Here is a 24559-nt window from a genome sequence, read left to right as displayed (position 1 = left end):
AATGCCCATGTTCGAACCCCTGGTTGCCAACCTCATCACCTCCGCCGCCCGCAGCATCACTGGCGCCCGCAGCCTGTGGCTCGGCTCCGCGCCGCGACCGGTGCAGCGGATCTACTTCGCCAACCACAGCAGCCACGGCGACTTCGTGCTGCTCTGGGCCTCGCTGCCGCCGGCCCTGCGCAGGCTGACCCGGCCGGTGGCCGGTGCCGACTACTGGCAGAAAAGCGCCCTGCGCCGCTACATCATCAACCGGGTGTTCAACGGCGTGCTGATCGACCGCGAGCGCAAGGAGGCTGTGGATAACAATCCCTTGCAGCCGATGCTCGATGCCCTGGACCAGGGCGACTCGCTGATCATCTTTCCGGAGGGCACGCGCAACCCGGAAGACGGCCTGCTGCCGTTCAAGAGCGGGATCTACCACCTGGCCAAACGTTATCCACAGGTGGAGGTGATCCCGGTGTGGATCGCCAACCTCAACCGGGTCATGCCCAAGGGCCGCTTCCTGCCCCTGCCGCTGCTGTGCACCACCAGTTTCGGTGCGCCGCTGAGCCTGGAAGAAGACGAAACCAAGGAACACTTCCTCGAACGCAGCCGCGCCGCGCTGCTGGCCCTGGCCCCGGAGCACGCCTGAGATGGATAAGCAGACCCTGATGTTGTTCGGCGGCATCGGCGCCATTCTGGTGCTGGCCTCGCTGATCGGTTTCATCCTCCAGTGGCGCACCCGTGGCACGCCCAACCCGGTGATCGACAACCTCAATGCGCGGATCAACGCCTGGTGGGTGATGGTGCTGGTGATCGGCATCGCCTTCTGGCTCGGCACCGCGGCGGTGATCCTGCTGTTCTATGCGGTGTCGTTCTACGCCCTGCGCGAGTTCCTCACCCTGACCCCGACCCGGCGCAGCGACTATCCGGCCCTGGTGGCGGCCTTCTACCTGGCCCTGCCCCTGCAGTACCTGCTGATCTACTCCGACTGGTACGGATTGTTCTCGATCTTCATCCCGGTCTACGTGTTCCTGCTGCTGCCGATCCTGGCGTCCCTGGGCGGCGACAGCACGCACTTCCTGGAACGCGCCTCCAAGGTCCAGTGGGGCCTGATGATCGCGGTGTTCTGCGTGTCCTTCGTGCCGGCGCTGCTGACCCTGGACATCGATGGCTACGAAGGCCGCAACCTGCTGCTGATCGCTTACCTGGTGATCGTGGTGCAGCTCTCGGACGTGCTGCAGTACGTCTGTGGAAAACTCTTCGGCAAGCGCAAGATCGCCCCCAACCTGTCGCCGTCCAAGACCGTAGAAGGCTTTGTCGGCGGCATCCTGCTGGCGTCGCTGATCGGCGGCGCGCTGTTCTGGATCACCCCGTTCAATGTCTGGCAGTCGTTCCTCATCGCCCTGCTGATCAACCTGCTGGGCTTTGCCGGCGGCATCGTCATGTCGGCAATCAAGCGCGACCGCGGGGTCAAGGACTGGGGGCACATGATCGAAGGCCACGGCGGCATGCTCGATCGCCTGGACTCGGTGTGCTTCGCCGCGCCGATCTTCTTCCACCTGGTGCGCTACTGGTGGACCTGAGCCCCTGTGGCTTGCTCGCGCTGGGCTGCAACGCGGCCCCAGGCCCGGCCAACGCAAAGTACCTGACACCCCGCGTAGCCAGATTCTGCGGCCGCTGCGCGACCGAGCGGGAGCAAGCTCCCTCGCCACAGTAGCTAGAGCATGCCGGTGAGGCGCTGCCCCGGCTGGCCAGGATCATCAGCCGGGCAAGTGCCCCAATGGCAAGGGCCCTGGGGTTTTCACCGTGTGAATGGCGAAGTTGCTGCGGATGTCGCTGACCCCGGGGATCTTCAGCAGGCAGCCGGTGAGGAAGCGGTCGTAAGCGCGCAGGTCCGGGACCACCACCTGCAGCAGGAAGTCCGACTCGCCGGACACCAGGAACGCCGAGATCACCTCCGGCAACTGCAACACCGCCTGGCGGAAGGCTTCGGCCTCGGCGTCGTTGTGCCGTTCCACCTTGACCCCGACGAACACCGTCAGCCCCAGCCCCACTTCGTCGCGGTCCAGGGTCGCCTGATAACCGCGAATCACCCCGGCCTCTTCCAGCATGCGCACCCGGCGCAGGCAGGGTGACGGCGACAGGCCGATCTCCTCGGCCAGTTGCACGTTGCTCAGGCGGCCATCGCGCTGCAGCGCGGCGAGAATCTTGCGGTCGTAGGCATCGAGTTTCATCTTTGGCATATCCGGCTGGTCATCGCAGTGAAAGCTGGAAGGTTATGCCAATTTTCGCCGTTTTGCTGGCTGATTACGCAAGCACCTGCCCGCCCCTGTGGCCCTAAACTGGGCGCACCGACTCGACAACGAAAGGGGGTGCAAGGTGGCGCAACTGTGGATGTATTTCCTGGCTCTGGCGGTGGTCTACCTGCTGCCCGGCCCCGACATGATCCTGCTGCTGCAGACCGGCGCCCGCCAGGGCAAGTCCCAGGCACTGGCCACCGCCCTGGGGCTGGCCATCTCCCGCGGCTGCCACGTGGCCCTGGCCGCCCTGGGCCTGGCGGCGCTGTTCAAGGCCGCGCCCTGGACCTTCGACCTGGTGCGCCTGGCGGGCGCCGCCTACCTGTTGTGGATCGGCATCCAGTGCCTGCGCGCCAACCTGCTGCCCAACCTCGACGGCGGCGGCGCGGCGGCCACGCCCCTGCGCTGGCGCCAGGCGATCCAGCGCGGTGTGCTGACCAACCTGCTGAACCCCAAGGCGCTGTTGTTCTGCTCGGTGCTGTTGCCGCAATTCATCGATCCCCAGGCCGGGGCAGTGGTCCCGCAGTTCGTCACCCTGGGGGTGCTGCTGGTGGCGGTGGGCGGGCTGTTCGACTGCTGCTACGCCCTGGCGGGAGCCGGGCTGGGCCGCTGGATGCAACGCAGCCGGTCGGCGCAGCGCGTGCAGCAATGGCTGTTCGGCAGCCTGCTGATCGGCTTCGCCCTGCGCCTGACCTTTGTCCAGCAGGCCTGACGGTTCTGTAGCCGCTGCTGAGCCTCGGCGAAGCTGCGCGAAGGTCCGCAGGACCTTGCTTGGCGATCCCCGAAAAATGTGCGCCCCAGAGATCGCCGCGACCGCTGCGTCGGAGTGCCGCCCAGCTCGTGCGCGGCCTGCGGCAGCGGCTACAGGGTCCTGGGCACGCCTTTATGTCGCCTTGTGCGAGGACACCGCGCGGCGGCGGCGGAACAGGTAGGCCGCCCCCAACAGCAGTACGCCGGCACCGGCGCCGGCAACCAGCCTGTGCTCGGCCACCGCGGAACGGGATGCGTCCAGCCACTGGGTCAGGTAGCGCTTGTTGGCGCTGCCGAAGTCCGGCTCCTGGCAGTTCATGCCGAAGTTGCCGGCCCATTCCACAAAGGGACCGTTCTCTACGTAGCGCCGGTAGTAGTCGATCTCGGCATCGCTGCCGCGGGTCCAGCGCGCCGCCTTGCACAGCACCGCGGCGTAGGCCTGGCTGGTGTGTGGCAGGAAATCCGCCGCCCGGTTGCCCAGTTCCCCGGCCACGTAGCGGTAGTGGTAGCGCACGTCGGGCTCGGCGGTGGTGGCCTGCTGGCGCTGCACTTCATCGGCACTGATCAGGGGCCCGGCCTGCACCGGCGGGATATCCAGGCTATAGCTGCCCCAGAGGCTGTGGTAGTCCGGGCCCATTTCGTAACCCAGGATCTCCATTCCAGAGGTCCGCGCCAGCTTGCCGGCCTGGTAATAGGCCTCGGCCCGGCGGGTCGGCAGCCACGCCGACTCGGCGCGGCGTCGGTACTCGCCGTAGGCCTTGGCGATGGCCTGGCGCTCGGGGCTGTCGAAGTAGCCCCAGCCCTCTTCGTAGCGGCCCTCGCGCAACAGCCGCCGGCCCAGCAGTTCGCGCAACTGGGCGGCAATCGGCAGGCTCTCGTAGTAGGCATCGGGTTGCTTGGGCGTCGGCGGCGGCGCGGGCACCTGGGTGTCGACGAACTGCTTGAGCTCATCCAGGGTCAGCACCCGCTCCGCCACGGTCGCCGCGTCGTGCCAGTAGATGTCGCCACTGCGATAGAGCAGCTCGAATGCCTGCACGTAGTCACCCCGATCCAGGGCCAGCACGGCACTTTCGCCGTCGACCCGGCAGCCCGGCTTGAGGTCTTCATAGTTGCCGTCGTAGTCGCCGCGAAAGCCCCAGCTCTCGTCCCGGGGAAAGGCCGCGGCGGCCTTGGCGTAAGCGGCAGCAGCCGCCGCCTTGTCGCCATCGCGCACGGCCAGCTTGGCCCGCAGCCACCAGGCCAGGCCGCCGTCGCCGGCATGCTCCAGCAGCATCCGGGTGGTGGCGAAATCGCCGTTCTGGTAATTCAGCGCCGCCAGCCGGTCGGCGTTGTCGAAGCTGCCGGCGGTGCCCTGGCTCAGCAGCTTGATCAGTTTCACCTCGGACTCGGGACGCTCGCCGAAGGACCAGCCCAGGTGCGAGATCAACGAAGCCGTGAGCAAGCGCGCCACCGAAGGCTGCTTGAGCTGCTCCAGCAATTGCGCGTCCGACAGGCCGCCCAACTCGCCCACCACCTGCTTCAGCGAGCTGTAGCCGACCTCCGAACCCGCCAGGTTCTGGCTGGCATACAGGTCGATGGCCTCACTCCAGTGGTTCTGGTTCTTCAGGATGCGCGCCTCTTCGCCGAGGCTGGCGACGCCCAGTGCCAGGGGGTCGCTGAAGCCGTCGATGCTCAGTTGACGGGTCTGGCCGAAGGCCTGGCGCGCCGCCAGCAGGGTGTCGCTGCGCCCCTGGTCGTCCAGCGCGTTGGCTTCTTCACTGATGGCCTGCAGGGCCCGGCCCAGGGAATAGGTGGCCCAGGTGCTGCGCAGGGCGCGCTGCTCGGCGGGCAGCGCCAGCACCTTGCGGAAGTACTCCGCCGCCAGCTCATGATCCCCGGCGCTGAAGGCCACGGCGCCCGCGGTGTAGAGGTTGATCTCCGGCGGCAGGCTGGCGCCTTGTTGTTCCGCCACGCGCCCGTCACTGAGTTTGCGCAGCTGGCCGACCAGGGTTTGCTGAGCCTGGTCCAGCCCTTGCTGTTCGGCCCAGTTACGCTCTTGCACCTCGTAGCTGTCAGGCAGGTTGTAATCGCGGGTGAAGTCGTTATTGACGACTGGCTTGAGCCCGACGACAGGCTTGCCCAGGCGGCTGATTTCGAACTGGAAGCTGCCTTCGGGCAACTGCGCCAAGGTCTGCGGGCGATCCCCCAGCAGGCGCATGGGGAACGTCGGCCCGCACGCCAGGGCCGGGGCCAAGGGCAGGCACAAGCTCAGGCACAGCAGGTAGCGGGATCTAGGGACGAACATGTGCAGCTCCTTGGTCAATTTTTGTACAGCGGGCCCAGCCCACGGCCCGGGTGCCACCCGCCGCCAGCCGGCCGGCCTGCTGGCGGGTCAATAACAGCTGGCCGTCACGCCACTCGGCGGAATACCCCCCCAGCCCGTCGAATCCGGCGCATTGGGCAACGGCCAGGGTCAATTGTTCAGGCAGGGGTCGATCGAGATTGCCCGGGTTGCTCAGGTAGATATCGAAAAGACCGTCCTGTTCCTGCAGGCTGATGCCCAGTCGGCTGTCCAGAACATCGCCCCGAGCCACCGCGCGCAGGGTGTCCAGGCTCCAGGCGCGGACATCGCCCTTGAGCGGCAGGCGAAACCAGATCAGCCCGGCCAGATGGGCTGGCGGGTCATGGCGCAGGGTCATGGCCAGTTGGCGCAGTTGCTCGGGGTCGGCCATCAGTTCACGGCGCTCGCCAGCGCGGGCAATGGGCGCTTCGCTTTCCACCACCGGAACACCCGTGGCGCTGGGCAACAAGGCCACGCCGTAAGCCGGCAGCGCCAGGTAAAAAGGTTTGTCGCTGATCTTCGCCCAGCGCCTGGCCCACTGTTCAGCCTGGCGCGGATCGAAAAGCCCGCGCCGGGGATCGCTGACCGCGTGCACCTGGAGCACGCTGCTATCGACCTGGGCCAGCAGCCCGGGCAGCTCGCGGCTGTCGAGCCAGGCAGGCAGTGCGGTAATGCTCAGGGCCAGGTGCTGCGGCAGCACCCCGCGCAGCCGCTGCAAAAGCGCGGCGTAGGCTGGCAAGCGGGCGCTGCCGGCGTCGTGGTCAATCTCGATGCCCGCCAGGGTCAGGCCCTGCCCCTGCCAGTCGGCCAGCACTTGCTGCACCTGCTGGAGGATTTCGTCCTGGTTCAAGGACGGCAACTGGCCGTCCAGGCGCACCACGGCGATCAGCGGGCGGCCATCCTGCTTGAGCAGCTCGGCATCGATGCGCGCGCGGATCCAGCCAGCCTGTGGAAAAGCCTGCAGGGCCAGCACCCGGACTGTGGAAAAGTCCGCCCGCGAGCCCGCCAGGGCATCGGCGTGAGCCGGGGTCCACTGGCGTTGCCAGATATAGAGTTGCTGGTCGAGCGCAGGCGCGTCTTCATTGCGGCAGGCGTTAAGCAACAGCCCGCAGAGGAGCAAGGCACAGAGACGGAGCAAGACCCGGGGGAGCATGAATCGTTGATTCCCTTTAACGCTGAAAGCCCTCGATTGCCTGGGCCGAGGCCATTGATCGATGGGCCCGCAGGGTTGCCCTCGGTGGCGTCTGGCCGGCTGGGCAACGGCTGTAGAATGCACGCCAGCCTACGCAGAGGCCGCCTTGGCGGCAATCGCCGGGAAGGACTTTTTTCCGTGCCTTAAAGGTCCAGCACCAGCGCGGGCGCAAGGTTATCCACAGCTGCGGGCACAGCGCAGCAAATCAGCACCTGACCCGGCTCGGGCAACTGCGCCGGCACCTGTGGATAATTCACCTGACCACTGATCAGGCGCGTCTGGCAGGTGCCGCAGGAACCGCCGCGGCAGCTGAACGGCGGATGCAGGCCGGCACTTTCCGCCAGTTGCAGCAGGCTGCCACTGGCGGGCTCCCAGGACAGCTCCCGGCCGGCCTGCTGCAAGCGCACCCGCACCGCCTGGGTGGCGGCCGGCGGTTGGCTGAACGGCACCGCCTCGGGATCCGGCCGACGGCGCAAGGTCGAGGGGCCGAAAGTCTCGGCGTGGATCTGCCGGTCCTCGATATCCAGGTCCCGCAGACTGTCGTACAGGCCCTGGGTAAAGGCCCCGGGGCCGCAGAGCACAAAGTCCGCGCTATCCCAATCCAGGTCCGGCTGCGCCAGCAGCACCTGCGCATCCAGGCGTCCGCAGTGCTCGAAGTCCTGACCCGGCCGGGCTTCGGCTTCCGGCTGGCTGAGCAGGCGCAGCAGCCGCAGTGAATCCCCGGCCTGTTCCCGCAAGGTCTGCAGCTCGCCAGCAAAGGGCTGCTCGGCGAGGTTGCGCGCGCCCTGAAACAGCCAGGTGGGCCGGGTACGACGGGTGCGCAGGCCCTGGTACAGCACCTCGCGCAGCATCGACAGCAACGGCGTGATGCCCACCCCCGCCGCCAGCAGCACCAGTGGCCGGGGCGACAGCGGATCGGCCGTGAAACGCCCTTGCGGGGCACGGGCCTGCAGCAGATCACCAACCTTGAGTTGCTGGTGCAGGTAACTGGAAACCCGGCCTTCGCGCTTGACGCTGATGCGCAGGAAACCATCGGACGGCGCGCTGGACAGGCTGTAAGTACGAATCAGCGGCTGGCCGTCGAGCATGACCTGCACCGGCAGATGCTGGCCGGCCAGGAAGACCGGGGCAGCCGCGGCATCCGCCGGCTCCAGGTAGAAGGAACGGATGCCCAGGCTTTCGTCCACGATCCGCGTCACCCGCAACGGCCGCCATTGCTGGCCCAGGGCTGCGGCCCGCAGGCGAGCCTCGGCTTGTGGCCAGTTACCGGTCAGCAGGCTGTTGGGGGAGATGGCCTGCAATTGCCAGCGCAGGGACAGGGCCGCCGGACGCCGTACCAGATGCTCCACGGTAAAGCGCCAGAGCCGCTCGGCGCCCTGAAAGGCACTGACCAGCGGCCCGTCGAGAATGATCTCGGTACGACCGCTCAGTTGCAGCAATTCACCGCTGTGAAAATCGATGAACAGCAAGCCGGCCCGGGGGTTGAGCAGCAGGTTGCCCAGGGTATTGAAATACAGGTTGCCGGCGAAATCCGGAATGGTCAGGCAGTTGCCCTCGACCCGGACGAACCCGGCCTGGCCGCCACGGTGGGACACGTCCACCGAGCGCTGCCCTTGCAGGTCGACGTAGCTGGCGACAAAGAAGGTATCGGCAGCGCCGATCAGGGCCTGGGCCGCAGGGTCCAGACTTACGCGGTGCTCGGCCGGCCGGCTGGCCGGGTCGCTCAAGGGCTGCTGTTGCAGCTCGCGCAGCTGGATGTATTGCGGGCAATTGCCGAAGGACTGCTCGACGCTCACGCTGAAACCGTCGCGGTCGAGGCTAGTGATCCGCCCATTCAGGCGATTGCGCCGCCGGGTGTGCAGTTCGATGCCCAATAGACCCAGCGCCGCGCCGTCCTGCAACTGCAGCGGATCGTCCGCGGCAGGCAGGCTGTCGATGCGCAGCAGGGTCGCCTGGGGCGCCTCGGCAAAGCCCGGAGGCCCTTCGAGAATGCTCGCCCAAGGGTTGCCCGCGGCGTCCACCGCGCCCAGCAGGATGAACGGCAGCTGGCCGTAGAACTGCCGGTGCTGGTCGGGCATGGCCTGGCGGATGGCCTGGCCGCCGAAGGCTTGCATGCGTTCGGCGACCCCGGCCAGGGCCTGTAGCTGCCGTTCGCCGGCGTGCCAAGGAGAACGGCTGCTCATGATGGCTCCTTCTTAACCAGGTCTTAGGCGCTTTTCAGCCCCGCCGCCGTGGACGGCATGGGCACGAAGCCCGGCAAGGCTTCGATCCGCGCCAGCCAGGCCCTTACGTTGGGGTAGTCCGCCAGCGACACGTTGCCTTCCGGAGCGTGGGCAATGTAGCTGTAGCCTGCGACGTCGGCGATGGTCGCCTGCTGGCCCACCAGGAACGGCCGCCCCGCCAGCTCCTGGTCCATGACCTTGAGCAGGGCATGGGCACGGGCGATGACTTCCTCGGCGTTGAAGGTGGCGCCAAACACCGTGATCAGGCGCGCCGCCGCCGGGCCGAAGGCAATCAGCCCGGCCGCCACCGACAACCAGCGTTGCACCTGCGCCGCGCCGACCGGGTCGCTGGGCAGCCAGCGACCGCCGCCGTAGCGTTGCGCCAGGTACACCAGGATCGCATTGGAGTCCGCCAGGACTGTGCCCTGGTCATCGATCACCGGGACTTGGCCAAAAGGGTTGAGGGCCAGGAACTCGGGCTGCTTGTGCGCGCCCTTGGCCAGGTCGACGAAGATGTTTTCAGTGGGCAGGTCCAGTAGCGACAACATCAGCTCGACGCGATGGGCGTGGCCGGACCGGGGAAAGTTGTAGAACTTGATCGGAAGCAGGGACATGTTGGACTCCGCAGGCAGGAACGCGGTGCAAGTGCCGCGCTGGCCGAGCCATCTTGATCCCTGCCGCAAAACAACAGAATCACCAGAAAACGCAATCCGGCATTTCATCCAGCGCAATAAAGCGGATCACGCATTGAGCGCTGGATGCTCGCGCAGGGCCTGCACGGCGAAGTCGACAAAGCTGCGCACCCGCGCCGGCGCCTTGCGCCCGCCCTGGTACACCACGTGGATCGGCAGCGGCGGCAGCTCGAAATCCGCCAGCACGATCTGCAACTGGCCAGCGGCCACCTGGTCGGCCACCTGATAGGACAGCACCCGGGTCAACCCCAGCCCCAGGCAGGCGGCACTGATCGCGGCCTGATTGGCACTCACCAGCAAACGCGGTTCGGGGCGGATGCTCAGGGCACGGCCGGCGTCGTTGAATAGCCAGTGGCGCGCCTGCCCGGTGGAAGACGGCGCAATGACCGGGGCCTGGCGCAGGTCATCGGGGTGTTGCGGGCAACCATGGGCAGCGAGAAACCCGGGAGCCGCGCACACCACTCGACGCACCTCGCCGACCCGAATGCCGTGCTGGCCGCTGTCGGGCAATTCGCCAATCCGCACCGCCACATCGACGCCCTCCTCGACCATGCTCACCACCCGGTCCACCAGCAGGGCGTTGACGCTGACCTGTGGATAACTGTCCAGGTAGCGCACCAGCAGCGGCGTGACGAACAGCTCACCGAACAGCACCGGCGCGGTCAGGGTCAACAGCCCTCGGGGCTGGGCGTGGAGCCCGGCAGCCGAGGCCTCGGCATCCTGGACCTCGGCGAGGATGCGCCGGCAGTCCTCCAGGTAACGCTGCCCGGCGTCGCTCAGGTGCACGCTGCGGGTGGTGCGCACCAGCAGTTGGGTGCCGATGCGCTGTTCCAGGGCCGCCACCGCGCGGGTAACGCTGGCGGCCGACAGGCTCAGGCGCCGCGCGGCAGCGGCAAAGCCCTGCTCCTGAGCGACGCAGACGAATACCTGCATTTCCTGAAATCTATCCATGGGCCGGCTGCCATTGGCTGAAAAAAACTGCTGGCGGCAGAGGTTACAGGCTGCCTTCGACATCCTCCAGGCTGAACGTCTCGGTGTTGTCGTCGTAGGAAAAGATTTCGGCGTAGCGCCCCCAACTGATCACCGACTCCAGGGTTTCCTCCACCGCCGAGTCATTCAGCGAGTCCTCCAGCTCCTGTTCGAAACGCACCCGTGGCGCCCAGTGCCCGCGCCGCTCCTGCAACACCCCGCGAATCCGCGCCGCCAGCGGCACATAGCGGATCAGGTGCTCGGCAAACAGGGTCTTGCGCTCCTGGGTGCCGTAGTCGGCGAACAAGCGGCCGGCGTCGGTGAGGTGGATGTCGGCGCCCTTGAGCTCGACGAACCCCAGGTGTTCGAGGATCTCGGTGACCGGGAACAGGTCGTCGACCTCCAGCAGCAGGCGCTCGGCCACGCTGGAGAGCCCGGCCTGGCCATGGTAAGGCTCGGCGGCCAGGGCGCCGATCAAGCCGGCCATCAGGTTGGTGGAGACTTCCGGCAGCGGGCTGCCCACTTGCAGCTCGGCCTTGCCACTGCCCGGGTCGGCGCTGCGGCGGTCGGTCATCAGCGCGTAGATGTCATCGACCATGCGCCGGAACGCCGGGTCCAGGCGATTGCGCGGCTGGGCGAAAGGCACGGTGATCTGCGCCACCACCCGCCCGGGATTGGACGACAGCACCAGGATGCGGTCGCACATCAGCACCGCTTCCTCGATGTTGTGGGTGACGATCAGGATCGACTTGATGGGCAACTGGCCGCCACTCCACAAGTCCAGCAAATCGGTCCGCAGGGTTTCCGCGGTGAGCACATCCAGGGCCGAGAACGGCTCGTCCATCAGCAACAGGGTCGGGTTGACCACCAGGGCCCTGGCGAAGCCGACCCGCTGGCGCATGCCGCCGGACAGCTCCCGGGGATAGGCGTTTTCAAAACCGTCGAGGCCGATCAGGTCGATGGCCGCCAACGCCCGCTTGCGCGCCGCCTTGGGCTCGACCTGCAAGGCCTGGAGCCCGGCCTCGACGTTTTCCAGCACCGTCAGCCAGGGGAACAGGGCAAAGGTCTGGAACACCATGGCCACGCCCGCCGCAGGCCCGGTGAGCAGCTCGCCGTTGTAGCGCACCTCGCCGGACGACGCCTGGATCAGCCCGGCGATGATCCGCAGCAACGTGGACTTGCCCGAGCCGGAGCGCCCGAGCATGCCGACGATCTCCCCTTCCCGCAGCGTCAGGTCGACATCACTCAACACATGCAGCTCGTCCTTGCCCTTGCCGAAGCCATGGCTGACGTTGTTCAGCGAATAGATTTCCCGCGCTGGGGTGTTTTTTTCGGTATGGCCATTCATCGGATCGCTACCCATCAGTCCAGTCGCAGCTTGTTCTCCGCCATGGCATACAGCGGCCGCCACAGCAGACGATTGAAGGCCACGACAAAAAACGACATGACCACCACCCCGAGGGTGATTTTCGGAAAGTCGCCGGCCGCCGTGGTCTGGGCGATATAGGCGCCCAGGCCGTGGGCGACCACTTTGTCCTGCCCCCAGGAAACGAATTCGGAAACGATGCTGGCGTTCCAGGCCCCCCCGGAAGCGGTGATCGCCCCGGTGATGTAGTAGGGGAAGATCCCCGGCAACATCACCTGGCGCCACCATTGCCAGCCACGGATGCGGAAGTTGGTCGCGGCCTCGCGAAAATCATTGGGAAAGGCGCTGGCCCCGGCGATCACGTTGAACAGGATGTACCACTGGGTGCCCAGCACGATCAGCGGGCTGAGCCAGATATCCGGGTTGAGCTGGTAATGCAGGATGAAGATGACGAACACCGGGAACAGCAGGTTGGCCGGGAACGCCGCCAGGAACTGCGCCAGCGGCTGGATCTTCTCCGCCAGGTGCGGACGCAGGCCGATCATCACCCCCAGCGGCACCCAGACCAGCGATGCCAGGAAAATCAGCAGCACCACCCGCAACAAGGTGATGCAGCCCAACCCCAGCACGTGCCACAGCTCGCCGAAGGTCACTTCGGTGCCGACGTAGAGCACGATGTGGTACAGCGCATAGAGCGTCAGCAAGGCGATCCCGGTGCCCCACAGCCAATCGATCAACCGCGACGCCCGCGGGCTGGCCAGCCGCGACCGGTGCGAGGTGCGCGCAGCGCCCAGGCGCAGATTGCCGATCCGCGCCAGGCCACGGGTCAGCGGGCGCAAGAGGCGCTGCACGACCCGGGTACGCTGGATCAGGTTAAGCACCCAGGACTCTGGCGCACCGCCCTGGGAGGCGGTGTTTTCCATGCGGAACTTGTCGGCCCAGGCCACCAGCGGACGGAACAGGAACTGGTCGTAGATCAGGATCACCACGATCATGGTCAGGATCACGTAGCCCACGGCGTGCAGGTCACGCTGTTCGATGGCCGTGGCCAGGTAGGCCCCGACGCCGGGCAAGGTGATGGTCTTGTCGCCGACGGTGATCGCCTCCGAAGCCACCACGAAGAACCAGCCGCCGGACATGCTCATCATCATGTTCCACACCAGCCCGGGGATGGCGAACGGCGCATCGAGCTTCCAGAACTTCTGCCAGCTGGACAATTGCAGGTTGCTCGCCACCTCCTCCAGGTCCCGCGGCAACGTGCGCAGGGACTGGTAGAAGCTGAAGGTCATGTTCCATGCCTGGCTGGTGAAGATGGCAAAGATCGCCGCGCACTCGGCGCCCAGCACCCGGCCGGGAAACAGCAGCAGGAAGAAGGTCACGGTGAACGAGATGTAGCCCAGCACCGGCACCGACTGGAGGATGTCCAGCACCGGCACCAGCAGCTTGCCGGCGCGCCGGCTCTTGGCCGCCAGGGTGCCGTAGACCAGGGTGAAGATCAGCGCAGCGACCATCGCCGCCAGCATGCGCAAGGTGGTGCGGATCGCGTATTCGGGAAGGTTGGCCGGGTCCAGGGAAATGGCCTGGGTTTCCAGGGTCGAGATCGGCGCCCAGGTCTGGTGCGCCCCGATGGAAAAGAACAGCAGGAAACCGATCACCAGCGGCATGGCGATCAGGTCCCAGCGGTTGGGCAGCAAGCGCCGGGTGCCAGCCGGTATGTAGTGACGCAATACCCTGTTCATGATCAGTCAGGTTCCCGGTACGTTCAGGAGGGCGCACCTGCGGCATAACCCGATCCGCGACCGCAGCGCGCTACCTACACTCTAGCGGGGCAGCGAAACCATGGAGGGAGGCTGGGCAGGGAAATATCGGCAGGTGGGTCGAGCGCAAAACCAAAAACGGCGCAAGCCGGGTTTACCCGTTTGCAGGACCAGGGCGAGTATAGGTTTCAAAATATTACAAAGGGATAAAACTGACGTAACTTTTACCCAGTCACGCCGGCCTGTGGATAGCTCGCCGAGTCACCGAAACAAATGAGCAAAGATGGATTTCACCTCCGCAGGAAACCTTTGCACGACAGCATTCGGGGCAGTACTTCCCGCTGATGCTGGCAGCGGCATGGCGCCGAGATGGACTTGCCAATCTGGCAACCCATCACAGTAGAGAGAAACCTGATATGCCCACTTTGGATCCTGCAATCACGCTGGTCGGCGAACACCACCCGCTCGCTGCCACAGTGAGCACCGGCATGTGGTTATCCACAAGCACCGGCAGCATGATTCATGACCGGAGTTTCAGGGTCGGCACCAGGTGCGCACGTCGTGCCTGTCGAAGCCTGGGCAGCGGTTGTCCCTGGCGATCAGCTGATACGGCTGATCCTCGGCGTAGGAAAAATAGAAGTAGTGCTGCCGGTCTTCGCCGTACAGCCAATAGGAAGCTGCCCCCTGGTTGATCAGAGTCGGCTCAAAGGTCCAGATCGAGGATTCGGCGGGAATGAAGTTGTCCCGGTCCATCAACAGCAACAGGCTGTTGGACAGCACCGGCGTCAGCCCGCCCAGCAGCAGGACCACCAGGATCAGGGCAATCGTCCATCCATGAATCAAGCGCAGCTTCATAGGTTTTCCACAGCTCAATAAAAAAATCCCGGCCTGTGCACAAGCCGGGACTTCCTTGGGTGATGGGGTCACAGCTGTCTGGCGGACAGCTGTGGATAACTCACTCCACGGTCACCGACTTGGCCAGGTTGCGCGGCTGGTCGACGTCGGTGCCCTTGAGTACGGCAACGTAGTAGGACAGCAGCTGCAACGGGATGGTGTAGAGGATCGGCGAGAGGATGTCGTGGATGTGCGGCATCTGGATCACGTGGGTGCCTTCGCCATTGGTCATGCCGGCCTGCTCGTCGGCAAACACGATCAGCTCGCCGCCACGGGCCCGCACTTCCTGCAGGTTGGACTTGAGCTTTTCCAGCAGCTCGTTGTTCGGCGCCACGGTGACCACCGGCATGTCGTTATCCACAAGGGCCAGCGGGCCGTGCTTGAGCTCACCGGCCGGGTAGGCTTCGGCGTGGATGTAGGAGATCTCCTTGAGCTTGAGCGAGCCTTCCATTGCCACCGGGTACTGGGCGCCACGGCCGAGGAACAGGGTGTGGTGCTTGTCGGCGAACAGCTCGGCGGTCTTTTCCACCACGCTGTCCATGGCCAGGGCTTCGCCCAGGCGGATCGGCAGGCGACGCAGTTCTTCCACCAGCTCGGCTTCGACGCCGGCGGCCAGGGTGCCGCGCACCTGACCCAGGGACAGGGTCAGCAGCAGCAGGCCCACCAGTTGGGTGGTGAAGGCCTTGGTCGAGGCCACGCCGATTTCGCGACCGGCCTGGGTCAGCAGGGTCAGGTCGGACTCACGCACCAGCGAGCTGATGCCGACGTTGCAGATCGCCAGGCTGGCCAGGAAACCCAGCTCCTTGGCATTGCGCAGGGCGGCCAGGGTGTCGGCGGTTTCACCGGACTGGGAAATGGTCACGAACAGGGTGTCGGGCTGCACCACTACCTTGCGATAACGGAACTCGCTGGCCACTTCCACCTGGCACGGAATGCCGGCCAGTTCTTCCAGCCAGTAACGGGCAACCATACCGGCGTGGTAGCTGGTGCCGCAGGCAACGATCTGCACATTGCGCACCTTGGCGAACAGCTCGGCGGCTTGCGGACCGAAGGCCTGGACCCGCACCTGATTGGCGCTCAGGCGGCCTTCCAGGGTGCGTTGCACCACGGATGGCTGCTCGTGGATTTCCTTGAGCATGAAGTGGCGGAACTCGCCCTTCTCCGCCGCTTCGGCGCCATCGCGGTACTGCACCGCTTCGCGCTCCACGGCCTGGCCGTCGATGTCCCAGATCTGCACGCTGTCGCGGCGGATCTCGGCGATGTCGCCTTCTTCCAGGTACATGAAGCGGTCGGTGACCTGGCGCAGGGCCAGTTGGTCGGAGGCGAGGAAGTTTTCCCCCAGGCCCAGGCCGATCACCAGCGGGCTGCCGCTGCGGGCCGCGACCAGACGGTCCGGCTGGCTGGCGCTGATCACCGCCAGGCCATAGGCACCGTGCAGTTCCTTGACCGTAGCCTTGAGCGCCACGGTGAGGTCGCCCAGGTCCTTGAGCTTGTGATCCAGCAGGTGGGCGATGACTTCAGTATCGGTGTCCGAGGTGAACGCGTAGCCCAGGGCGCTGAGTTGCGCGCGCAGGGCTTCGTGGTTCTCGATGATGCCGTTGTGCACGATCGCCAGGTCGCCGGAGAAATGCGGGTGCGCGTTACGCTCGCACGGCGCGCCATGGGTGGCCCAGCGGGTGTGGGCGATGCCCAGGCGGCCCACCAGCGGCTCGCCGGCCAGGGCCTGTTCCAGTTCGCTGACCTTGCCCGGACGGCGCATGCGCTCGAGCTTGCCGGCGTTGGTGTAGACCGCCACACCGGCGCTGTCGTAGCCGCGGTATTCGAGGCGCTTGAGGCCTTCCAGCAAAATGGCGGTGATATTGCGTTCAGCAACGGCGCCAACAATTCCACACATGGTTTTTCTCCTAGCTGACAGCCGCGCAAATCAGAGTTATGCCGCGGGCCTGGATTTGGTCGCGGACCTCTAAGGGCAGGCGATCATCGGTAATAAGGGTATGGACGCTGCTCCATGGCAGCTCCAGGTTGGGAATCTTGCGGCCGATCTTGTCGGATTCGACCATCACCACCACTTCACGAGCCACTTCGGCCATGACCCGGCTCAACCCCAGCAACTCGTTGAAGGTGGTGGTGCCACGGGCCAGATCGATGCCGTCGGCACCGATAAACAACTGGTCGAAGTCGTATGAGCGTAGAACCTGTTCGGCCACCTGGCCCTGGAAGGACTCGGAATGCGGGTCCCAGGTGCCGCCGGTCATCAACAGCACCGGTTCGTGCTCCAGCTCGCTCAGGGCGTTGGCCACGTTCAGCGAGTTGGTCATCACCACCAGCCCTGGCTGCAGGCCCAGTTCGGGGATCATCGCGGCGGTGGTGCTGCCGCTGTCGATGATGATCCGCGCGTGTTCGCGAATGCGCTGCACCGCGGCGCGAGCAATCGCCTGCTTGTAGAGAGACACCGGCTGGCCGAGGTCGCTGACCAGTTCCTGGGGCATGGTGATGGCGCCGCCGTAGCGCCGCAGCAACAGGCCGTTGCTCTCCAGGGCGGCCAGATCCTTTCGAATCGTAACTTCAGAGGTTTCGAAACGCTTGGCCAGGGCATCCACGCTCACTTCGCCCTGTTCATTGAGCAAGGTGAGAATGTTGTGGCGGCGTTGAGGAGTATTGCGTTTCGACATGGCGGCTTAAGTTTCGATTCGAAAGATAACAGGCGCAATAAAAACCTATGATCGAAACTTCGTCAAGCGGGGGAGATGAAAAAATTCGCCGGCAAACCGGCTCCTACACCCATCGGTAGGAGCCGGCTTGCCGGCGAACAGGGTTCCACGGTTGTGGATAACCTCAGTCCTTCTTGATCTTCTCCGGCCGCTTCCAGCCGTCGATGTTCTTCTGCCGCGCACGACCCACCGCCAGCTGGGCTGGGGCCACATCCTGGGTGATGGTGGAACCGGCGGCGGTGGTGGCGCCGGACAAGATATCCACAGGCGCCACCAGGGAGTTGTTGGAGCCGATGAACACGTCTTCGCCCATCACGGTCTTGTGCTTGTTCACCCCGTCGTAGTTGCAGGTGATGGTGCCGGCGCCGATGTTGGTGCGGGCGCCGATCACCGCGTCGCCCAGGTAGGTCAGGTGACCGGCCTTGGCGCCCTGCCCCAGATGGGCATTCTTCAGTTCGACAAAGTTACCCACATGGGCACGGGCCTCCAGCACGGTGCCGGGACGCAGGCGGGCGAACGGGCCGGCATCGCTGCCCTCGCCCATGACCGCGCCGTCGAGGTGGCTGTTGGCCTTGATCACCACGCCCTTGCGCAGGGTGCTGTCCTTGATCACGCAATTGGGGCCGATCACCACGTCGTCCTCGATCACCACCCGGCCTTCGAGAATCACGTTGATGTCGATCAGCACGTCGCGGCCGACCGTGACTTCGCCACGCACATCGAACCGCGCGGGGTCGCGCAGGGTCACGCCCTGGGCCATCAGCCGGCCCGCGGCGCGCAGTTGGTAGTGGCGCTCCAGCTCGGCCAGTTGCTTGCGGTCGTTGGCGCCCTGCACTTCCATGGCGTCGTCTGGCTGTTCGGTGGCAACGATCAGGCCGTCGCTGACCGCCATGGCGATCACGTCGGTGAGGTAGTACTCGCCCTGGGCGTTGTTGTTGGACAGGCGGCCGGTCCAGTCGCCGAGGCGCTTGCCGGGCACCGCGAGAATCCCGGTGTTGCCTTCGGTAATCGCGCGCTGGGCCTCGTCGGCATCCTTCTGCTCGACGATGGCGGTGACCTTGCCACTGGCGTCACGGACGATGCGCCCATAGCCGGTCGGGTCATCCAGCTCGACGGTGAGCAGGCCCAGTTGCTCCGGCCCCGCTTGCTTGAGCAGGCGCTGCAGGGTTTCGACTTCGATCAGTGGCACGTCGCCGTAGAGGATCAGCACCGTGTCGGCGGTAATGAAAGGTACGGCCTGGGCCACGGCGTGGCCGGTGCCCAGTTGCTTGTCCTGCAACACGAAATTCAGGTCATCGGCCGCCAGGCGCTCGCGCACCGCATCCGCACCGTGGCCGATCACCACGTGAATGCGCTGTGGATCGAGTTGCCGGGCGCTGTGGATAACATGCCCGAGCATGGAGTTGCCGGCGACCGGATGCAGTACCTTGGGCAGCGCCGAGCGCATGCGGGTGCCTTGACCTGCGGCGAGGATAACGATTTCGAGAGACATGACTGGCTACCAATCCTGGGGGGCCGGCGACTGCGACCAAGGGGGGTGAATGGCGGAAAATAAAAAGGGTAGCCGAGGCTACCCTTTTTAAGCAATCACACAGAAAGCCTGCGACTTAGCCGCCGAACTTCTTGCGGATCTGCTGGACGGTACGCAGCTGAGCTGCGGCCTCGGCCAGACGTGCAGCAGCAGAACCGTAGTCGAAATCTGCGCCTTTTTCATTCAGGGCCTTCTCAGCAGCCTTGACGGCTTCCTGAGCGGAGGCTTCGTCCAGGTCGGCAGCACGTTGCACGGTGTCGGCAAGAACCTTGACCATGTTCGGCTGAACCTCGAGGAAACCACCGGAGATGTAGAACACCTCGGCTTCCCCGCCCTGCTTGATCAAGCGGATCGGACCTGGCTTCAGGTTGGTGATCAGCGGTGCGTGACCCAGAGCGATACCAAGATCACCCAGCTCACCGTGCGCAACCACCATCTCCACCAGACCGGAGAAGATTTCCCCTTCCGCGCTGACGATATCGCAATGGACTGTCATAGCCATCTGCTTGCCTCAACCTAAATTAGCGCCCGTTGCCGGGCGCCGGGATTACAGTTTCTTGGCTTTCTCGATCGCTTCTTCGATGCCGCCGACCATGTAGAACGCTTGTTCTGGCAGGTGGTCGTAGTCACCGTTGAGGATGCCTTTGAAGCCCGCGATGGTGTCTTTCAGGGAAACGTATTTGCCTGGAGAACCCGTGAAGACTTCAGCCACGAAGAACGGCTGCGACAAGAAGCGCTGGATCTTACGAGCACGGGATACCAACTGCTTGTCGGCTTCCGACAGCTCGTCCATACCCAGGATCGCGATGATGTCCTTCAGCTCTTTGTAACGCTGCAGTACGTATTGAACGCCGCGAGCGGTCTCGTAGTGCTCGTTGCCGATCACGTTCGGGTCCAGCTGACGGGAAGTCGAGTCCAGTGGGTCTACCGCTGGGTAGATACCCAGGGAAGCGATGTCACGGGACAGAACGACGGTGGCGTCCAAGTGGGCGAAGGTGGTCGCTGGCGACGGGTCGGTCAAGTCGTCCGCAGGTACGTATACCGCTTGGATCGAGGTGATCGAGCCTTGCTTGGTCGAAGTGATACGTTCTTGCAGAACGCCCATCTCTTCAGCCAGGGTCGGCTGGTAGCCTACTGCGGAAGGCATACGGCCCAGCAGTGCGGATACTTCGGTACCGGCCAGGGTGTAACGGTAGATGTTGTCGACGAACAGCAGAACGTCGTTACCTTCGTCACGGAACTTCTCGGCCATGGTCAGGCCGGTCAGTGCTACGCGCAGACGGTTTCCTGGTGGCTCGTTCATCTGGCCGTAGACCAGAGCAACCTTGTCCAGAACGTTGGAATCCTTCATCTCGTGGTAGAAGTCGTTACCCTCACGAGTACGCTCACCCACACCGGCGAACACGGAATAACCGCTGTGCTCGATGGCGATGTTACGGATCAGTTCCATCATGTTTACGGTCTTGCCTACACCGGCACCACCGAACAGACCGACTTTACCGCCCTTGGCGAACGGGCAAACCAGGTCAATTACCTTGATCCCGGTTTCCAGCAGGTCGTTGCCGCCTGCCTGTTCTGCGAAGGAAGGAGCTGGACGGTGGATACCCCAACGCTCTTCTTCACCGATAGGACCGGCTTCGTCGATTGGGTTGCCCAGTACGTCCATGATCCGGCCCAGGGTCGCTTTACCGACCGGTACGGAGATGGCTGCGCCAGTGTTGTTGACGTCCAGACCGCGCTTCAAGCCTTCGGTGGAGCCCATCGCAATGGTACGCACCACGCCGTCGCCCAGCTGCTGCTGAACTTCCAGAGTGGTTTCGGCGCCTTGAACCTTCAAGGCGTCGTAGATGCTCGGTACGCTGTCGCGTGGAAATTCCACGTCGATAACGGCGCCGATGATTTGAACGATACGTCCGCTACTCATAGCTGGATCCTCTGAATATTTGAACCGTTAAACCGCGGCAGCGCCGCCGACGATTTCCGAGATCTCTTGGGTGATCGCAGCCTGACGCGCCTTGTTGTAGATCAGCTGCAAATCGCTGATCAAGTCACCGGCGTTGTCGGTAGCGTTCTTCATTGCGATCATCCGCGCGGCTTGTTCAGCTGCGTTGTTCTCGACCACCGCCTGGTAGACCTGCGACTCCACGTAACGGACCATCAAGCCGTCCAGCAGCTCCTTGGCATCCGGTTCGTAGAGATAGTCCCAGTGGTGCTTGAGTTCTTGATCCGGGGTTGCCTCCAGTGGAATCAACTGCTCCACGGTCGGCTGCTGAGTCATGGTGTTGATGAACTTGTTGGATACCACGGACAGGCGGTCAATCCGGCCTTCCAGGTACGCATCCAGCATCACCTTGACGCTGCCGATCAGATCGTTGATCGACGGCTCTTCACCCAGATGGCTGATAGCTGCTACGACGTTACCGCCGAAGTTGCGGAAGAAGGCCGCACCCTTGCTACCGACCACACACAGATCGATCTCGACGCCTTGTTCGCGGTTTACCGCCATGTCCTTGACCAGGGCCTTGAACAGGTTGGTGTTCAAGCCACCACACAGACCACGGTCACTGCTCACCACGATATAACCGACGCGCTTGATAGCACGGTCGATCATGAACGGGTGACGATATTCCGGGTTGGCGTTGGCCAGATGACCAATAACCTGGCGGATGCGCTCCGCATAAGGACGGCTAGCAGCCATGCGCATTTGTGCCTTGCGCATTTTGCTGACCGCCACTTTTTCCATGGCGCTGGTAATTTTTTGCGTGCTTTTGATGCTCGCAATCTTACTGCGAATCTCTTTTGCGCCTGCCATGTAACACCTATCAGGTTAGCAAGCGGGAGCCTTGCGGCTCCCGCTGCGGCTTACCAGGTTTGGGTGGCTTTGAACTTCTCGATACCGGCTTTGAGGCCAGCGTCGATTTCGTCGTTGAAGTCACCCTTCACGTTGATCTTCGCCATCAGGTCGGCGTGATCGCGGTTGAAGTAAGCAATCATGGCCTGTTCGAAGCTACCAACTTTGGCAATCTCGACGTCCGTCAGGAAGCCACGTTCAGCGGCGTACAGGGACAAGGACATGTCGGCGATGGACATCGGCGCATATTGCTTCTGCTTCATCAGCTCGGTAACGCGCTGACCATGCTCAAGTTGCTTACGGGTCGCTTCGTCCAGGTCAGAAGCGAACTGGGCGAATGCCGCCAGTTCACGGTACTGAGCCAGAGCGGTACGGATACCACCGGACAGCTTCTTGATGATCTTGGTCTGAGCGGCACCACCCACACGGGATACCGAAACACCGGCGTTCACAGCAGGACGGATCCCGGAGTTGAACATGGCCGATTCCAGGAAGATCTGACCGTCGGTGATGGAAATCACGTTGGTCGGAACGAACGCGGAAACGTCGCCAGCCTGGGTTTCGATGATCGGCAGAGCGGTCAGGGAACCGGTCTTGCCAGTCACTGCGCCGTTGGTGAACTTCTCTACGTACTCTTCGGAAACGCGGGAAGCGCGCTCCAGCAGACGGGAGTGGAGATAGAACACGTCACCTGGGTAGGCTTCACGGCCTGGTGGACGGCGCAGCAGCAGGGAAATCTGGCGGTAAGCCACTGCTTGCTTGGACAGATCGTCATAAACGATCAGCGCGTCTTCACCGCGGTCGCGGAAGTATTCGCCCATGGTGCAACCGGAGTACGGTGCCAGGAATTGCAGTGCTGCCGATTCCGAAGCACTGGCCGCCACGATGATGGTGTTGGCCAGAGCGCCGTTTTCTTCCAGCTTGCGAACCACGTTGGCGATGGTCGATTGCTTCTGACCGATCGCTACGTATACGCAGAAAATGCCGCTGTCTTTCTGGTTGATGATCGCGTCGATCGCCAGAGCGGTTTTACCGATCTGACGGTCACCGATGATCAGCTCACGCTGGCCACGGCCGACAGGGATCATGGCATCGACAGCCTTGTAGCCAGTCTGTACAGGCTGGTCTACCGACTTACGCCAGATCACGCCTGGAGCAACTTTCTCGACCGCGTCGGTCTCGGTGTTGTTCAGCGGACCTTTGCCGTCAACTGGGTTACCCAGTGCGTCGACTACGCGACCCAGCAGTTCCTTACCAACCGGAACTTCGAGGATGCGGCCGGTGCACTTGGCGCTCATGCCTTCAGCCAGAGTGGTGTAAGCGCCCAGTACTACGGCACCTACAGAATCTTGCTCAAGGTTGAGGGCCATACCGTAGACGCCGCCCGGAAACTCGATCATCTCGCCGTACATAACGTCGGCCAGACCGTGAATCCGCACGATGCCGTCAGATACGCTGACGACAGTGCCTTCGTTACGGGCTTGGGAGGTCACATCGAGCTTGTCGATGCGGCCCTTGATAATTTCACTTATTTCGGAAGGATTGAGTTGCTGCATTGCTCTGCTGCCCCTTCAAACTCAAGATTTCAATGCTTCGGCAAGGTTCGCGAGTTTGCCGCGAATCGAGCCATCGATAACCAGGTCGCCGGCGCGGATTACGACGCCACCAATAAGGCTGGCATCCTCCGCAGCGTGCAGTCGCACTTCCCGGCCGAGCCGTGCACTGAGAACCTTGGCGAGTTTGTCTTGCTGTTCTTGGTTCAATGCGAACGCACTGGTCACATCCACATCCACCGATTTCTCTTGCTCGGCCTTGTACAGGTCGAACAGAGCGGAGATCTCCGGCAACAGCAGGAGACGGTCGTTTTCGGCGGCAACGTGAATGAAATTCTGTGCCTGTGCATCAAACTTGTCGCCACACACTTCGATAAAAGTGTTGGCCTTTTCTGCGCTCGTCAGTCGCGGGGCCTTAAGCACGCGCTGCATGGTGTCATCTTGTGACACCGCTGCAGCCAGGCCGAGCATGGCTGACCAAGAGGCCAGCTGCTGGTGGGCCTGAGCGTGCTCGAAGGCCGCCTTAGCGTAAGGTCGGGCCAACGTGGTCAGTTCTGCCATGATCGCCCTCGCTTAAATTTCAGCAGCCAGTTTGTTAACCAGCTCTGCGTGCGCGTTTTGATCGATTGTGGCACCCAGGATCTTCTCTGCGCCGTTGACTGCCAGGCTACCCAGTTGGGCACGCAGCGCGTCTTTGACACCGTTCAGTTCCTGTTCGATCTCGGCCTGAGCCTGAGCCTTCACACGTTCAGCTTCGACACGAGCCTGTTCACGGGCTTCGTCGACGATCTGAGAACCGCGCTTCTTGGCTTGCTCGATGATTTCAGCTGCCTGAGCTTTAGCTTCGCGCAGTTGCTGACCCGCTTTATCTTGGGCCAGTTCCAGGTCACGAGCTGCTCGGCTGGCAGCGTCCAGTCCATCCGCGATCTTCTTTTGACGTTCGTGCAAAGCAGCAATGACCGGAGGCCAAATGAACTTCATGCAGAACAATACAAAAATTAAGAACGCAACGGACTGGCCAATCAGGGTTGCATTAATGTTCACGCCAACACCTCGCTCGTTCGTTGTCCGTCACACCAATCAACTCGAATACTCGAGTGATTAGCCAGCGAGTTGACCAACGAAGGGGTTTGCGAAGGTGAAGAACAGAGCGATACCAACACCGATCATGGTTACGGCGTCGAGCAGACCGGCAACGATGAACATTTTAACTTGCAGCATTGGAACCATTTCTGGTTGACGCGCTGCGCCTTCCAGGAACTTGCCGCCCAGCAGGCCGAAACCAATTGCGGTACCCAGTGCGCCCAGGCCGATCAACAGTGCAACAGCGATAGCGGTTAGACCAACTACAGTTTCCATCTTTCCTCCCGACTTTTACGTCGTATGGTTTAGGTTTTTTAGATTAAAGCGGTAAAACAAATCGTTTCATCAAGCCCGAGAAGGGCACCCCTCTCGCCGCAACGAGAGGGACA

At 63.6% G+C, this 24559-nt stretch carries 22 protein-coding genes; 3 read left to right on the top strand and 19 right to left on the bottom strand.

Annotated features, from left to right (window positions below; genetic code table 11):
- The first annotated feature begins 7 nt into the window (after nucleotides 1-7).
- Nucleotides 8-631 (top strand): lysophospholipid acyltransferase family protein, encoded by a 624-nt coding sequence (locus tag GWQ44_RS05855; RefSeq protein ID WP_016966248.1) that lies wholly within the window; start codon nucleotides 8-10, stop codon nucleotides 629-631.
- A gap of 1 nt (nucleotide 632) precedes the next feature.
- Nucleotides 633-1565 carry a phosphatidate cytidylyltransferase gene (locus GWQ44_RS05850; protein ID WP_016966247.1) on the top strand — a complete coding sequence of 311 codons (933 nt, stop codon included), beginning with the start codon at nucleotides 633-635 and terminating at the stop codon, nucleotides 1563-1565.
- A 177-nt stretch (nucleotides 1566-1742) separates the two neighbouring features.
- Here GWQ44_RS05850 and GWQ44_RS05845 read toward each other — a convergent pair whose 3' ends face one another.
- A complete protein-coding gene (locus GWQ44_RS05845; RefSeq protein WP_275926851.1) occupies nucleotides 1743-2216 on the bottom strand; it encodes an Lrp/AsnC family transcriptional regulator in 474 nt (157 codons plus the stop codon).
- Between the two features lie 145 nt (nucleotides 2217-2361).
- Here GWQ44_RS05845 and GWQ44_RS05840 point away from each other — a divergent pair, with 145 nt between their 5' ends.
- Complete coding sequence (locus GWQ44_RS05840; protein WP_275926850.1) at nucleotides 2362-2991, top strand: LysE family translocator; 630 nt, start codon at nucleotides 2362-2364, stop codon at nucleotides 2989-2991.
- Between the two features lie 171 nt (nucleotides 2992-3162).
- Here the strand turns inward: GWQ44_RS05840 and GWQ44_RS05835 are convergent, their stop codons facing one another.
- The 18 genes from GWQ44_RS05835 to atpE all read right to left on the bottom strand — a co-directional run bounded on the left by GWQ44_RS05835 (nucleotide 3163) and on the right by atpE (nucleotide 24446).
- Nucleotides 3163-5313 carry a hypothetical protein gene (locus GWQ44_RS05835; RefSeq protein WP_275926849.1) on the bottom strand — a complete coding sequence of 717 codons (2151 nt, stop codon included), beginning with the start codon at nucleotides 5311-5313 and terminating at the stop codon, nucleotides 3163-3165.
- Complete coding sequence (locus tag GWQ44_RS05830; RefSeq protein ID WP_275926848.1) at nucleotides 5300-6502, bottom strand: DUF3142 domain-containing protein; 1203 nt, start codon at nucleotides 6500-6502, stop codon at nucleotides 5300-5302. Before GWQ44_RS05830 ends, GWQ44_RS05835 begins: the two co-directional genes overlap by 14 nt.
- A gap of 182 nt (nucleotides 6503-6684) precedes the next feature.
- Entirely contained in the window at nucleotides 6685-8724 is a 2040-nt protein-coding gene (locus GWQ44_RS05825; protein ID WP_275926847.1) for a pyridoxamine 5'-phosphate oxidase family protein, read from the bottom strand.
- Between the two features lie 23 nt (nucleotides 8725-8747).
- Nucleotides 8748-9377, bottom strand: coding sequence for a glutathione S-transferase (locus tag GWQ44_RS05820; RefSeq protein ID WP_275926846.1), 630 nt, complete (start codon nucleotides 9375-9377; stop codon nucleotides 8748-8750).
- Nucleotides 9378-9503: 126 nt separating this feature from the next.
- The gene (locus GWQ44_RS05815; protein WP_016963509.1) at nucleotides 9504-10406 is read right to left on the bottom strand and encodes a LysR family transcriptional regulator; all 903 of its coding nucleotides are present in this window, start codon (nucleotides 10404-10406) and stop codon (nucleotides 9504-9506) included.
- Between the two features lie 43 nt (nucleotides 10407-10449).
- Nucleotides 10450-11772: a nitrate/sulfonate/bicarbonate ABC transporter ATP-binding protein gene (locus GWQ44_RS05810; RefSeq protein ID WP_016963508.1), complete on the bottom strand. Its 1323-nt coding sequence runs from the start codon at nucleotides 11770-11772 to the stop codon at nucleotides 10450-10452.
- Nucleotides 11773-11786: 14 nt separating this feature from the next.
- On the bottom strand, nucleotides 11787-13529 hold the full coding sequence (locus tag GWQ44_RS05805) for an ABC transporter permease subunit (RefSeq protein ID WP_275926845.1): 1743 nt from the start codon (nucleotides 13527-13529) through the stop codon (nucleotides 11787-11789).
- A 552-nt stretch (nucleotides 13530-14081) separates the two neighbouring features.
- Nucleotides 14082-14402, bottom strand: a complete 321-nt coding sequence (locus GWQ44_RS05800; protein ID WP_016963506.1) for a hypothetical protein — start codon at nucleotides 14400-14402, stop codon at nucleotides 14082-14084.
- 100 nt (nucleotides 14403-14502) lie between these two features.
- Nucleotides 14503-16335 carry a glutamine--fructose-6-phosphate transaminase (isomerizing) gene (glmS, locus tag GWQ44_RS05795; protein WP_275926844.1) on the bottom strand — a complete coding sequence of 611 codons (1833 nt, stop codon included), beginning with the start codon at nucleotides 16333-16335 and terminating at the stop codon, nucleotides 14503-14505.
- A 10-nt stretch (nucleotides 16336-16345) separates the two neighbouring features.
- Entirely contained in the window at nucleotides 16346-17113 is a 768-nt protein-coding gene (locus tag GWQ44_RS05790) for a DeoR family transcriptional regulator (protein ID WP_275926843.1), read from the bottom strand.
- Nucleotides 17114-17276: 163 nt separating this feature from the next.
- Complete coding sequence (gene glmU, locus GWQ44_RS05785) at nucleotides 17277-18644, bottom strand: bifunctional UDP-N-acetylglucosamine diphosphorylase/glucosamine-1-phosphate N-acetyltransferase GlmU (RefSeq protein WP_275926842.1); 1368 nt, start codon at nucleotides 18642-18644, stop codon at nucleotides 17277-17279.
- 115 nt (nucleotides 18645-18759) lie between these two features.
- A complete protein-coding gene (locus GWQ44_RS05780) occupies nucleotides 18760-19185 on the bottom strand; it encodes a F0F1 ATP synthase subunit epsilon (protein ID WP_011064380.1) in 426 nt (141 codons plus the stop codon).
- Between the two features lie 45 nt (nucleotides 19186-19230).
- Nucleotides 19231-20607, bottom strand: coding sequence for a F0F1 ATP synthase subunit beta (gene atpD, locus GWQ44_RS05775; protein ID WP_007924510.1), 1377 nt, complete (start codon nucleotides 20605-20607; stop codon nucleotides 19231-19233).
- Between the two features lie 27 nt (nucleotides 20608-20634).
- Nucleotides 20635-21495: a F0F1 ATP synthase subunit gamma gene (gene atpG, locus GWQ44_RS05770; protein ID WP_016964880.1), complete on the bottom strand. Its 861-nt coding sequence runs from the start codon at nucleotides 21493-21495 to the stop codon at nucleotides 20635-20637.
- Between the two features lie 50 nt (nucleotides 21496-21545).
- Nucleotides 21546-23090 (bottom strand): F0F1 ATP synthase subunit alpha, encoded by a 1545-nt coding sequence (atpA, locus tag GWQ44_RS05765; protein ID WP_016964879.1) that lies wholly within the window; start codon nucleotides 23088-23090, stop codon nucleotides 21546-21548.
- A gap of 21 nt (nucleotides 23091-23111) precedes the next feature.
- The gene (locus GWQ44_RS05760; RefSeq protein WP_016964878.1) at nucleotides 23112-23648 is read right to left on the bottom strand and encodes a F0F1 ATP synthase subunit delta; all 537 of its coding nucleotides are present in this window, start codon (nucleotides 23646-23648) and stop codon (nucleotides 23112-23114) included.
- Nucleotides 23649-23660: 12 nt separating this feature from the next.
- On the bottom strand, nucleotides 23661-24131 hold the full coding sequence (locus GWQ44_RS05755; protein WP_011064385.1) for a F0F1 ATP synthase subunit B: 471 nt from the start codon (nucleotides 24129-24131) through the stop codon (nucleotides 23661-23663).
- Between the two features lie 57 nt (nucleotides 24132-24188).
- Entirely contained in the window at nucleotides 24189-24446 is a 258-nt protein-coding gene (gene atpE / locus GWQ44_RS05750) for a F0F1 ATP synthase subunit C (protein WP_002555987.1), read from the bottom strand.
- Between the last annotated feature and the right edge of the window lie 113 nt (nucleotides 24447-24559).

Source organism: Pseudomonas sp. 3MA1 (assembly GCF_029237275.1).
Lineage (GTDB): Bacteria > Pseudomonadota > Gammaproteobacteria > Pseudomonadales > Pseudomonadaceae > Aquipseudomonas > Aquipseudomonas fluorescens_AP.
Note: the sequence above shows the minus strand (reverse complement) of the source record. Positions and strands in the feature narration are given on the sequence as shown.

Excerpts from the sequence above, each read along its gene's own strand:
- GWQ44_RS05820 (WP_275926846.1), bottom strand. The coding sequence starts at position 9,377 with ATGTCCCTGCTTCCGATCAAGTTCTACAACTTTCCCCGGTCCGGCCAC.
- glmU (WP_275926842.1), bottom strand. The coding sequence starts at position 18,644 with ATGTCTCTCGAAATCGTTATCCTCGCCGCAGGTCAAGGCACCCGCATG.
- GWQ44_RS05815 (WP_016963509.1), bottom strand. The coding sequence starts at position 10,406 with ATGGATAGATTTCAGGAAATGCAGGTATTCGTCTGCGTCGCTCAGGAG.
- GWQ44_RS05760 (WP_016964878.1), bottom strand. The coding sequence starts at position 23,648 with ATGGCAGAACTGACCACGTTGGCCCGACCTTACGCTAAGGCGGCCTTC.
- GWQ44_RS05855 (WP_016966248.1), top strand. The coding sequence starts at position 8 with ATGTTCGAACCCCTGGTTGCCAACCTCATCACCTCCGCCGCCCGCAGC.
- GWQ44_RS05845 (WP_275926851.1), bottom strand. The coding sequence starts at position 2,216 with ATGAAACTCGATGCCTACGACCGCAAGATTCTCGCCGCGCTGCAGCGC.
- atpD (WP_007924510.1), bottom strand. The coding sequence starts at position 20,607 with ATGAGTAGCGGACGTATCGTTCAAATCATCGGCGCCGTTATCGACGTG.
- GWQ44_RS05825 (WP_275926847.1), bottom strand. The coding sequence starts at position 8,724 with ATGAGCAGCCGTTCTCCTTGGCACGCCGGCGAACGGCAGCTACAGGCC.
- GWQ44_RS05835 (WP_275926849.1), bottom strand. The coding sequence starts at position 5,313 with ATGTTCGTCCCTAGATCCCGCTACCTGCTGTGCCTGAGCTTGTGCCTG.
- atpA (WP_016964879.1), bottom strand. The coding sequence starts at position 23,090 with ATGCAGCAACTCAATCCTTCCGAAATAAGTGAAATTATCAAGGGCCGC.
- GWQ44_RS05810 (WP_016963508.1), bottom strand. The coding sequence starts at position 11,772 with ATGAATGGCCATACCGAAAAAAACACCCCAGCGCGGGAAATCTATTCG.
- GWQ44_RS05830 (WP_275926848.1), bottom strand. The coding sequence starts at position 6,502 with ATGCTCCCCCGGGTCTTGCTCCGTCTCTGTGCCTTGCTCCTCTGCGGG.
- glmS (WP_275926844.1), bottom strand. The coding sequence starts at position 16,335 with ATGTGTGGAATTGTTGGCGCCGTTGCTGAACGCAATATCACCGCCATT.
- atpG (WP_016964880.1), bottom strand. The coding sequence starts at position 21,495 with ATGGCAGGCGCAAAAGAGATTCGCAGTAAGATTGCGAGCATCAAAAGC.
- GWQ44_RS05790 (WP_275926843.1), bottom strand. The coding sequence starts at position 17,113 with ATGTCGAAACGCAATACTCCTCAACGCCGCCACAACATTCTCACCTTG.
- GWQ44_RS05805 (WP_275926845.1), bottom strand. The coding sequence starts at position 13,529 with ATGAACAGGGTATTGCGTCACTACATACCGGCTGGCACCCGGCGCTTG.
- GWQ44_RS05780 (WP_011064380.1), bottom strand. The coding sequence starts at position 19,185 with ATGGCTATGACAGTCCATTGCGATATCGTCAGCGCGGAAGGGGAAATC.
- GWQ44_RS05850 (WP_016966247.1), top strand. The coding sequence starts at position 633 with ATGGATAAGCAGACCCTGATGTTGTTCGGCGGCATCGGCGCCATTCTG.
- GWQ44_RS05800 (WP_016963506.1), bottom strand. The coding sequence starts at position 14,402 with ATGAAGCTGCGCTTGATTCATGGATGGACGATTGCCCTGATCCTGGTG.
- atpE (WP_002555987.1), bottom strand. The coding sequence starts at position 24,446 with ATGGAAACTGTAGTTGGTCTAACCGCTATCGCTGTTGCACTGTTGATC.